Source organism: Solibacillus palustris (assembly GCF_022549215.1).
In the GTDB taxonomy this organism is placed as follows: Bacteria; Bacillota; Bacilli; order Bacillales_A; family Planococcaceae; genus Solibacillus; species Solibacillus daqui.
On sequence record NZ_JAKZFC010000003.1, the window covers coordinates 1 to 10,781 of the forward strand.

Consider the following 10,781-nt stretch of genomic DNA (forward strand, 5'->3'; position numbering starts at 1 on the left):
TTTCACAACATTCATGGCATTTAAGTCTGTTTCCAAACTTTGATTTGGGAACGTTTATTAGGTTTAATTTGTATACGTTATAAATCTTGTTGCACTAAAGCACCCGTTTAACAAAAAGAGAATAGATAATCTTGTTTTTAGGTATATTTGTTAAATCGAAGTCCTTGCCAACACAACTAGACAGTTTAAAATTTCTTCATCATTGAGATTAATGCTGGGTAATATCTACAGCAATGTAGGTATTGCTATAAATAGGCATATGGATTCTCTTTACATTCCACAATTTCTGAAATTCCTTAATTGGAACTTTTCGATTATATTTTTTATTATCATCATCACAATTCACCAAATGCCCTAACGATTCTGAAAGATAAATATACTCTTTGTCGTAGCCTACAACAGGGACAAAATGCAAATTATTAAGCCCCTCCTTTACTTTAATAAAAACAATTACAGGAGTTCCTTTACTAACTTCGTACTTTAATGTATGTATATCCCCTTTATAATAGCTTGTTTTAAAGCCTTTTTCTCTTAATATTTTACGAATTCCCTTTGAATATACATTACCTGCTCTCGTTTTACAGGGGAAATCTGTATATAACGATTCTCCCTCAGCTTCTATACCGAAATGACGTAGTAGATACGCTGTTGAAAATGCTGCACATTCCGTATTTTTTTGTAAATCAATTCGATTATTTTGTTGGATAAGATAATTAGGTGGATAATCTCTTTTGCGTAAAACAGGTATAGGTAATGTCATTAAATATGCATTAATACTAATTGTTATAACAACCCAAAAAATAACTGTTCTAATTATAAACATATTGCCTCCCTCATTGTTTTGTATTTGTATGCAAATCACATTTTATAACTATAATTTGCCATTTTATTACTTATTTAAAGTATAACATTCCCAAAGCGTCGTTTGGTAACCATTCATAAAAGAAAGATGTTCAATAAAATGGCCCTTTTTATGAAAAGGCACAATTTTTACTCTAGAATTGCGCCCGATTCTGGAATAGTCCTTTACTTAAATAACTGATTCACCTTATCTTCATTCTCAAGATGTTTTTGCTTAAGTGCCTTCAGATCATCTTCATTTTTCAATTCACTAAAATCTTCTCCATACCAATTTTGCAGGTTTTCTTTCGTTATTTTGTATTGTTGATTATCAAAATTAAACGTTATCCAATCTGCATTCTGAACTTATGTAAATAAAAATGTAGCATTAAAAACGACTGTTTTTTTATAGTGTTGTACTGACTCTGACCAATCATAATTTAAAATAATTCCATATGGCTTCTCTTTTGTTTCAAGTTCGAACCCTTTTAAATGTTCCGACCCTTCCAATTGATGTTCCCTACCGCACTGTTATCGCCAACAAGGGAATCTTTAAATTTAAATATATCTTCTTTCCCATCCTCTTTCCCGTTATTTGTGTTACATCCACTTACAATTAAAATTACCAACAATGACAGGGATAAAAATTTAAGCATTTGTTTCATTGGTAGCCCTCCATATCAATTAGTTACTCAACCATAAAATTTATCATATTTCTCTACAAAATGGCCCAATACAAAAGGACGCCTTATTACTAAAGAAAGGCGCCCTATTCTGGAATTATTCAGGCCGTTGAAAAGAGTTCACACTTATTGAACATTAGACATCCGTTGAAGAACAAATAAAAGTTGGCGACCACTAATACGTTAAATCACCAGAAGCCCCCATCTGAATGGATAATTTGTCCCGTAATCCATTCAGATTCTGCACTTGCTAAAAAGACGATTAACTTTGCAGCATCTTTAGGTTCACCGATTCGACCCATTGGGAATTTCGGTAATAAGGATCCCTTCAACTCACTGTTCATCCATCCACTGTCAGTTGGTCCAGGATCTACGGCATTAACCGTGATTTTAAGTGGCGCTAATTCAAGAGCGACTGATTTAGTAAAAGTAGAAACAGCACCTTTTGTTGCAACATAAGCCAAATTGCCAGGCTCAGGTGATTTGTCTTGACCTGACACCATGTTAATAATTCGACCACCATGTTTTCCTTCAATTTGACGAGCAAACTCAACAGTCAAAAGACACGTTCCTCTAATATTAACGCCATAATGAGAATCGAGGATATTTGCATTTATAGAACGAAAATCTACGTCAACGGAAAATGTTGCATTATTTACAAGAATTGATGGAGAGCCCAGTCTCTCATTAACTTCATCAAGCAGTTTCCTCGGTGCGTCTGGTTGAGAAAGATCCAATTCCATTGATTCGCATCGTACTCCAAAGCTGCGGATCTCCTCCATAAGATGTTGTGACCAAACGGAATCATCATCAATAAAATATTTCATCTGACGATCATAATTTGACCAATGGGTGAAAAAAATGTCTGCGCCTTCTCTGGCTAATTCTCGACATATTGCAGTACCTATGCCCATTACTCGACTTGCGCCAGTAACAATCGCGATCTTATTCACTAATCGTTTCATATAAGCATCTCCTCACGGACACGCTAAACATAGTGCTATTGGAGATGTATGCTTACCAAACAAAAAAACAAATACCGATATTCGCTCGGTGTGTTTATAGCACATGAACCCAGCGATCCTATAAAGGTTTAAATAAAAATAAAAAATTGACCCTTCAATAAAAAGGGAATCAACAAATCCATTCAATTACTTAGCTATTAAAGGATATCTCCCATTAAGATCCATGCTCCTTCCGTACATCTCCATTCTTATATGGTATCGTAATTACCAATTCTAGTAAATTGTTCAAAAAGAACTATCTTGAAAATTACTTCCCATAAGCCTTCCTCCATTAAATGGCCCGATTGTTGAACACAAGTTAATCAACACATATAAATTCCCTGCTAGTCAATCTTTTTTATAAAACTACACCACACTATATCCTCAAAATATTGAGCGCTTCATACGCTTCTTGTATAGCATCTTGGTTTACCCCAATATATTTGAGTGTGATATACGGAGCGCTATGATTAAAAATATTCTGCAGAATGCAACGTCCTTATCATTCTGGTACACAAGGTAGCCGAATGTTTTACGTAATGTATGGGTACCGATTTCTTTGATTTCACAATGATGAGCAGCCTCACGTAAAATTTCATACGCTCGAACAGGAGTAATCAGTCGGTTCTTGCCTGCCTTGCGTACTGTATATTTTTTTCTACGCTGCTTTGCCTTTTTCGTTTTCTGCTCAACGATATAGAAATGATCCTTACCATCAACATCCTGCACCTTCACTGTTAAAATATCGATAGAGTAAACCTGTATAAATGCCAACACAAAAACAATAGCTCATCACGTTTGTTTTTACTGGCCAAAAATGTACGTACTTCTAATATTTTTTCTAAATCCCTTATTGGCTGCATTGGACATGATCCCCTTTCTATTACTCAACAAGGCATACTCATGTTACGATGCTTATCGAAGCCAAATGGGATATGAAATCTATAGCAGATCGCTTAGGCCATAGTTCCCCTGTAACGACATTGAATACTTATGTACATATTTCGAATAAAGTTGCAGAAAAAAGTTTGGTTAGTTTCGAAAAATACATGGAGAAATTGGGACAATAAAAAGTTTGTGGGCAATTTGTGGGCAATCCAAAAATGGCATGCGGGCAAGATAAAACAAAAAAAGCGTTGGAGCTAGAGCCCCAACGCTTTATCTATTAGTACATCTTCATATATTGGTCGCGTTCCCATTGGTGTACTGTTGAACGGTACATCTCGAACTCGATTTCTTTTGCCTCTTTAAAGTTTGCATAAATATGTCCACCCAAAGCGCGTTGAACAACTTCATCTTTAGCAAGTAGGCCAAGTGCATCGTCTAATGCTGCCGGTAAATTATCGATACCATTAGCTTGACGCTCTTCTTCGCTCATTACATAAATGTTACGGTTGATTGCTGGTGGTGGCGTTAACGTTTGACGAATCCCCTCTAAACCTGCTTCTAAAATTACAGCCATCGCTAAATATGGGTTAGCAGATGGATCCACAGAACGTACTTCTACACGTGTAGATATACCACGAGAAGATGGGATACGAATTAGTGGCGAACGGTTTTGTGCTGACCAAGCTACATAACATGGCGCTTCATAACCTGGTACTAAACGTTTGTAAGAGTTAACTGTTGGGTTTGTAATCGCTGTAAAACCTTGTACGTGCTTTAACACACCAGCCATGAATTGCATAGCTGTTTCCGATAAGCCAAGCGTAGTTGATTCATCATAGAACGCATTTACTTTTCCTTTAAATAACGATACGTTAAAGTGCATTCCTGAACCTGCTTCGCCAAATAATGGCTTTGGCATGAATGTAGCGTGTAAACCGTGCTTACGAGCAATAGTTTTTACTACTAATTTAAATGTTTGGATGTTGTCACAAGCTGTGATAGCATCTGCATACTTAAAGTCGATTTCGTGTTGACCTGGTGCTACTTCATGGTGAGAAGCTTCAATTTCAAAGCCCATTTCTTCAAGCTCTAATACGATATCACGACGGCAGTTTTCACCTAAGTCTGTAGGTGCTAAGTCGAAATACCCACCGTTGTCATTTACTTCTAACGTTGGTTCACCTTTTGCATCTAATTTGAATAAGAAGAATTCAGGCTCTGGTCCTAAGTTGAAATTAGTGAAGCCCATTTCTTCCATTTCTTTTAACACGCGCTTTAAGTTGTTACGTGGGTCACCAGCAAATGGCATACCATTAGGATTGTAAATATCACAAATAAAACGTGCTACTTTACCTTTTTCTGCTGTCCATGGGAAAATCATAAACGAATCATAATCAGGATATAAGTACATGTCAGATTCTTCGATACGTACAAAGCCCTCAATTGAAGAACCATCAAACATCATTTTATTGTCTAATGCTTTATCTAATTGGCTTACTGGAATTTCTACGTTTTTAATTGTTCCTAAGATGTCCGTGAACTGTAAACGAATAAATTTTACTTCTTCTTCTTGTACGAGACGTTTAATATCTTCTTTTGTGTACTTACCCACTAAATTCCACACTCCTAAAATTGTTCAGTACTAATTTTATTTCTTTTATAGCCTTATATAATTTACACGTTATTGATAAAAACGTGATAAATCCCCTTGTCGGATAGATGATTTTTGCATACGCTGTGCTTGACGCATTTCTTCACGTAATATTTTTCGTAATTCTGTATCCGAGATATCTTTATTCGCTTGCTGTAGTGCAGGGTTATTTTTCATCGCAAATAGTTTTTTAATACCTGCCATATTGACACCTTGCTCTAGCATATCTTTAATTTCCAATAATTTATCGACATCATTCAGTGAGAACATACGTCGATTTCCCTCTGTACGGTGTGGCTGAATTAAATCATGTTCTTCATAATATCGAATTTGGCGCGCCGTAAGATCTGTTAGTTGCATAACGATGCTAATAGATAATAGTGGCATTGAACGTCGAATTTCGCTACTCATTTAATCCACCTCCCTTACACATATCATAATCCTTTGTAACATCCTTTGTCAATCTTATGTTAGAAAAACTAACACAAGATGAATAAACTAGCAATTCTCGTTCTGAAAGTAGAGAATTATCTAAAAAACAATCAAAAAAGCCGTCCGAAATTCGAACGACTTCAACTTGATTCAGCAAATTCTTTTTGTACTGAAAACGAAGCGACAGATACTGATAGTTCCCTTCTTCTATAAGTGGGGTGAATAGGGGAACTAAGGCTAAGAAAGCCGCGTCGGGCGGCAACGCCTGAGTGACCAACATCGTGTTGGCCCAAGCCCCGGCGGATGTCACAGATTTTTTAGAGGAGTTTTTCAAGTAAACTTGAAAAATCTGGACGCAATTACACCAAGGCGCAATTGATTAATTATTATTTTAATTTTTGTACGGCTGCACAAATTGCATATTTCACATGCTCGTACGTTAAGCCACCTTGTATAAAGGCTGTATAGGGCGGACGAATAGGACCGTCTGCCGTCAATTCAATACTGGAGCCTTGAACAAACGTACCTGCCGCCATAATTACATCATCCTCATAACCCGGCATATAAGCTGGCTCTGGTGCAAAGTGAGCGTTAATTGGTGAAGCTGCTTGAATTTCACGACAAAAAGCGACCATTTGCTCTGGCGTTTGGAATGACACCGATTGAATTAAATCCGTACGCGTTTCAGTGTAATGCGGCGATGTTGACATACCGACTTCCTCTAGCATAGCTGATGTGAAAATTGCACCTTTTAAGCTTTGCGCGACGATGTGTGGTGCCATAAAAAAGCCCTGATAAAAGTCTGCCAATGTATTTAATGATGCCCCCGCCTCTGCACCAATTCCTGGCGATGTCATACGGTATGCACATTTTTCTACTAAATCCGCACGCCCTGCAATATAGCCACCGATTTTCGCAAAGCCACCACCTGGATTTTTAATTAACGATCCTGCCATTAAATCCGCGCCTACTTCAGTTGGCTCTAATTCCTCTACGAACTCACCATAACAATTATCCACAAAGATAACTGCTTGTGGTGCAATTTCTCGTATTTGCTTTACCATATCTGCAATTGCTGCAATTGTAAACGAAGGACGTGTTGCATAGCCTTTTGATCGCTGAATCGCAATCATTTTTGTATTTTCTGTTACTTGTGCTTTTACGCCGTCCCAATCAATGTCTTTATTATCAATTAATTCAACATGACTATAGCCAATCTTATAATCTTTTAATGAACCCGTATCTTTGTCTCCACCATCAACGATTGACTGTAATGTATCATAAGGTTTTCCTGTGATGTATAATAGCTCGTCACCAGGACGTAGCACCCCAAATAAACTTAACGTAATAGCATGCGTACCTGAAATTATTTGTTGACGCACTATCGCTGCTTCTGCACCGAAAACTTCCGCATATACACGCTCTAAATTATCCCGTCCTTCATCATCATATCCGTAGCCCGTTGAAGGATGTAGGTGAAAATCACTTACTTGATGATTTCGAAATGCGGCTAATACTTTTTGTTGGTTAAAAAACGCGTGGCCATCTACCGCTGTATGATATTGACGAACCTTTTCTTCGACGCGCGTTGCAAGTTCGATTGTTTCGTTCGTTAAAATTGATTGAAATGCCATGATTCTAACTCCATTCTTTTTTCAAACTCCTCCCATTATACATCAAAATTTTTCTTTTTGACGAATGATTGAAAAACTGCTATTCTCATTGTTTAGTAACTTTAAGGGGGAAGTAAGTTGGCTTGGGATGTGTTTAGCGTTATTGGCACTATTGCCTTTGCTATTTCCGGTGCGCTTGTCGCAATGGAAGAGGAATATGATTTATTTGGCGTATATATTTTAGGAATTGTGACCGCTTTCGGTGGTGGTGCAATTCGAAATTTACTTATTGGTTTACCAGTCTCGACATTGTGGAGCCAGGAAATGATGTTTCAAATTGCGTTAGCAGCGATTACGATTTTCTTTTTAATGCCTCATCATTTAATAAAACATTGGAATCGTTGGGGAAATTTAACTGATGCCATTGGGTTGTCGGCATTTGCAATACAGGGTGCCATGCATGCGGTTCATTTAGAATTACCACTTGCTGCAACCATTGTTGCGGCGGTATTAACGGGTGCTGGCGGCGGTATTGTACGTGATTTACTCGCTGGAAGACGTCCGATTGTTTTACGCCATGAAATATACGGTGTATGGGCTGCATGTGCCGGACTGTTAATTGGACTTGAAATTTTTAGAGGCGATTTCTTTTTATATAGCTTATTTATAGTCATTACCGTTTTACGTATTTTCTCCTATACACGTAGTTGGAGCTTACCTATACGCAAACTGCAATATTCGAAGTAACGACAAATGCACTGTCCAAAAAGTGATCACTATTTGGACAGTGCTTCTTTCATGTATTAATTATCCGCTTTAGGCTACTTTTCACGGTGGCCAAATATAATAAAAATGTTTTGCTAAAAACGACACTTCCTGTGACAAGCATTCATGACCAGCACCGTGCTGACCTCAATCCTCGGCGCAAAGGGTCTGTCCCAGAAATACTTCTCGGACAGACCCTTTTTTGCATTCATTATTTAAATTCTAATTCGCCGTCGTATGCCATCATACCACCTTCAAGGTTTGTCACATCGAAACCTTGAGAAGCTAAGTATTCGCAAGCATTTGCACTACGCACGCCGCCTTTACATACTAAAATATATGGTTTTGAAGCGTCTAACTCACCTGTGTGCTCTGGAATTGATCCTAGTGGAATATGTAAAGCACCTGGAATCATCCCTTGTTCTACTTCAAAATCTTCGCGAACGTCGATAACATTTAAATCTTCGTTTGCATCTAATAGGTTTAATAGCTCATCCGTTGTCATTGTTTTCATAATTAATCCTCCAATACGTGCTAGCGTCTTAGTTATTATAATCAATCCCACTACAATGCGCTATTAAATTTCCTGAATTATTTATTCATCTTCTGATAATGCAATATTTTTTGATGGAACGAAAGTTGAAATTGCATGCTTATAAATAAGCTGTTGCTTTCCTTCAGTTTCTAATAAGACAGTAAAGTTGTCATAGGATTTTACTTGGCCCTTTAATTGAAAACCATTTAATAAAAAAACTGTAACAAAAATATTATTTTTACGTATATTATTTAAAAATGTATCTTGTAAATTTATCGATTTTGTCATCGTTTTTTGTCTCCTCATCTCTATAATGTATGCAATAATTACCTATTCGTTATTAGTATAGAGTATTCCTTCAAAATTAGAATAATTTACAAGAATTTTTTAATTTCATTATAATCTTTACCAATCCATTTGATTTCCATTTTATTGCGGAAATATGTTAATTGGCGTTTGGCATAACGACGTGAGTTTTGTTTAACTTGTTCAATCGCTTCCTCTAATGTCACATACCCATCAAAATACGCGTAAAATTCTTTATAGCCAATCGCTTTAATTGCTTGCACGTCGCGAATTCCAGCATCATAAAGCGCACGAACTTCTTCTAGTAAACCTGCATCCATCATTAAATCAACACGTAAATTAATGCGCTCATATAATTTTTCACGGTCCATATCCATGCCGATAATCAAATGGTTGTAGAGCGCTACATCGCCGCGATTGAATTGTTCCTCTGCACGCGATACCCCTGCAAACTCCGCCATTTCTAATGCACGAATGACACGGCGCGTATTATTCGGATGGATTTCTGCCGCCGCTGCAGGGTCGATTTGTGTTAATTTTTCATGCATTGCTTCTGGTCCAAGTAGTTCAAGCTCTTTATAGTATGCTTCACGCGCTTCTTCATTTACTTCTTGTTTCGCAAATTGGAAGTCATACAATACCGATTGGACATAAAGCCCTGTTCCACCAACTAAAATCGGCATTTTCCCACGCGACTGAATTTCCTCGATTTTTTCACGTACTAATAATTGATATTCCGCAACCGAAAAACCTTCTGTCGGTTCTTTAATATCAAGTAGATGATGCGGCACACCATCCATTTCTTCAGGAGTAATTTTTGCCGTACCGATATTCATGTGACGGTAAATTTGCATGGAATCTCCATTAATAATTTCTCCATCAATTTCCTTTGCAAGACGAATACTTAACGCAGTTTTGCCAGATGCGGTTGGACCAATAATGGCCACTACATCAATTTTTTTATTCATGTTCTAACCACCGTATAATACTTTCATAAACTTTTTCTTTTCCAATTTCATTTAAAATTTCATGGCGCATACCTTCAAATAGTTGTACCTTCACATGTTCAACACCAGCATCTACTAATTGTTTACCTACCTTTAGTACACCTTTCGCTTGTTTTTCACCTACCGGATCATGCGTCCCACTAACTAGTAATATTTTCAAATCAGAACGAATACTCACATTGCCAGTGTGATTGTCAAGTGTTGCCATCGCACCTGTTAAATCGGCATAAAATTGATTCGTCGATACAAATCCGCAAAAAGGATCGTTAATATACTTTTGCACTACTGTTTGGTCAGACGTTAGCCAATCAAATTCAGTTTTTGGATTTGGTACTTGTGCATTAAAGCTACCAAAGCTTAATTGATTCATTAATTTACTTGGTTCTGCCGGTCCTTTTAAATGTACAAGCTGACTTGCAAGCACATGACCTGCTTTATGCATGAGAGATGATGAGCCTGTGCCACTTAAAATAAGACGCTCTATTTGCATGCTATACTTTTGTGTGAAGCGACGCGCGATAAATGAGCCCATACTATGCCCAAATAATATGGGCTTGCCTAGATCCTGTAATTTAAGATGTTCTAAAATTTCCCGGACGTCTTCTACTACCCTTTCAAATCCATTTTCCAAATCAAAATAACCAAGAATACCATTATTCGCAGCGGTGTAACCATGTCCACGATGATCATGTGTCGTGACATAATATCCTTGCGCACATAGCACTTCCGCAAACTGCTCATAGCGTTCACTATGCTCAGCCATCCCATGTAAAATATGGATATGCTTATTCGGATGTTGCGGTTTTAATGTTCGTACAAAAATATCGTAACCATCTGACATTGTTAGATAAAATGTATTTTTCTCCATACCATCACCCCATCGTTTTATTACTCATAACGAGCTTTTTTCAATACATAATTTGGAACCAAGTGCATTTATCTAATATAATCCGTTCTGCTATGCCACGGGGGACGCTTTCCTGAGGGCGTGGCACATACAAGTGGATTTACCGCGCACGCTTAATCCTCTAGGAGTCGCCCCCCACTTCGCGGCACT

Annotated in this window: 13 protein-coding genes and 1 pseudogene; 2 read left to right on the plus strand and 12 right to left on the minus strand. The window is 37.5% G+C overall.

Going from position 1 to position 10,781, the window contains the following annotated elements; all coding sequences use genetic code 11:
• Positions 1–208: 208 nt before the first annotated feature.
• The 5 genes from LZ480_RS09460 to LZ480_RS09475 all read right to left on the minus strand — a co-directional run bounded on the left by LZ480_RS09460 (position 209) and on the right by LZ480_RS09475 (position 3,304).
• Positions 209–823, minus strand: coding sequence for a cysteine peptidase family C39 domain-containing protein (locus tag LZ480_RS09460; RefSeq protein ID WP_241369180.1), 615 nt, complete (start codon positions 821–823; stop codon positions 209–211).
• Between the two features lie 383 nt (positions 824–1,206).
• Complete coding sequence (locus LZ480_RS19995) at positions 1,207–1,350, minus strand: DUF4825 domain-containing protein (RefSeq protein WP_332844035.1); 144 nt, start codon at positions 1,348–1,350, stop codon at positions 1,207–1,209.
• Positions 1,329–1,505, minus strand: a complete 177-nt coding sequence (locus LZ480_RS20000; RefSeq protein WP_332844036.1) for a hypothetical protein — start codon at positions 1,503–1,505, stop codon at positions 1,329–1,331. The genes LZ480_RS19995 and LZ480_RS20000 overlap by 22 nt, the downstream gene beginning before the upstream one ends.
• Positions 1,506–1,711: 206 nt before the next feature.
• Positions 1,712–2,488, minus strand: a complete 777-nt coding sequence (locus tag LZ480_RS09470) for an SDR family oxidoreductase (RefSeq protein ID WP_241369182.1) — start codon at positions 2,486–2,488, stop codon at positions 1,712–1,714.
• 468 nt (positions 2,489–2,956) lie between these two features.
• Positions 2,957–3,304, minus strand: a complete 348-nt coding sequence (locus LZ480_RS09475; RefSeq protein ID WP_241369183.1) for a site-specific integrase — start codon at positions 3,302–3,304, stop codon at positions 2,957–2,959.
• Between the two features lie 122 nt (positions 3,305–3,426).
• Between LZ480_RS09475 and LZ480_RS20075 the strand changes: the two are divergent.
• Positions 3,427–3,597, plus strand: a pseudogene (locus tag LZ480_RS20075) (site-specific integrase); the annotation flags it as partial.
• Positions 3,598–3,692: 95 nt separating this feature from the next.
• Here the strand turns inward: LZ480_RS20075 and glnA are convergent.
• The 3 genes from glnA to LZ480_RS09490 all read right to left on the minus strand — a co-directional run bounded on the left by glnA (position 3,693) and on the right by LZ480_RS09490 (position 7,132).
• Positions 3,693–5,027, minus strand: coding sequence for a type I glutamate--ammonia ligase (gene glnA, locus LZ480_RS09480; RefSeq protein WP_241369184.1), 1,335 nt, complete (start codon positions 5,025–5,027; stop codon positions 3,693–3,695).
• Between the two features lie 69 nt (positions 5,028–5,096).
• Positions 5,097–5,477 carry a MerR family transcriptional regulator gene (locus LZ480_RS09485; RefSeq protein WP_241369185.1) on the minus strand — a complete coding sequence of 127 codons (381 nt, stop codon included), beginning with the start codon at positions 5,475–5,477 and terminating at the stop codon, positions 5,097–5,099.
• Between the two features lie 407 nt (positions 5,478–5,884).
• Complete coding sequence (locus LZ480_RS09490) at positions 5,885–7,132, minus strand: methionine gamma-lyase family protein (protein WP_241369186.1); 1,248 nt, start codon at positions 7,130–7,132, stop codon at positions 5,885–5,887.
• Positions 7,133–7,249: 117 nt separating this feature from the next.
• Between LZ480_RS09490 and LZ480_RS09495 the strand changes: the two genes are divergently transcribed.
• The gene (locus LZ480_RS09495; protein ID WP_241369187.1) at positions 7,250–7,858 is read left to right on the plus strand and encodes a trimeric intracellular cation channel family protein; all 609 of its coding nucleotides are present in this window, start codon (positions 7,250–7,252) and stop codon (positions 7,856–7,858) included.
• A 229-nt stretch (positions 7,859–8,087) separates the two neighbouring features.
• On the opposite strand, the gene LZ480_RS09500 is transcribed toward LZ480_RS09495, so the two are convergent.
• The 4 genes from LZ480_RS09500 to LZ480_RS09515 all read right to left on the minus strand — a co-directional run bounded on the left by LZ480_RS09500 (position 8,088) and on the right by LZ480_RS09515 (position 10,592).
• The gene (locus LZ480_RS09500; protein ID WP_241369188.1) at positions 8,088–8,390 is read right to left on the minus strand and encodes a rhodanese-like domain-containing protein; all 303 of its coding nucleotides are present in this window, start codon (positions 8,388–8,390) and stop codon (positions 8,088–8,090) included.
• 81 nt (positions 8,391–8,471) lie between these two features.
• A complete protein-coding gene (gene hfq, locus LZ480_RS09505) occupies positions 8,472–8,699 on the minus strand; it encodes an RNA chaperone Hfq (protein WP_241369189.1) in 228 nt (75 codons plus the stop codon).
• Between the two features lie 86 nt (positions 8,700–8,785).
• The gene (gene miaA / locus LZ480_RS09510; protein WP_241369190.1) at positions 8,786–9,685 is read right to left on the minus strand and encodes a tRNA (adenosine(37)-N6)-dimethylallyltransferase MiaA; all 900 of its coding nucleotides are present in this window, start codon (positions 9,683–9,685) and stop codon (positions 8,786–8,788) included.
• Positions 9,678–10,592 (minus strand): alpha/beta hydrolase, encoded by a 915-nt coding sequence (locus LZ480_RS09515; RefSeq protein ID WP_241369191.1) that lies wholly within the window; start codon positions 10,590–10,592, stop codon positions 9,678–9,680. Before LZ480_RS09515 ends, miaA begins: the two co-directional genes overlap by 8 nt.
• Positions 10,593–10,781 lie beyond the last annotated feature (189 nt).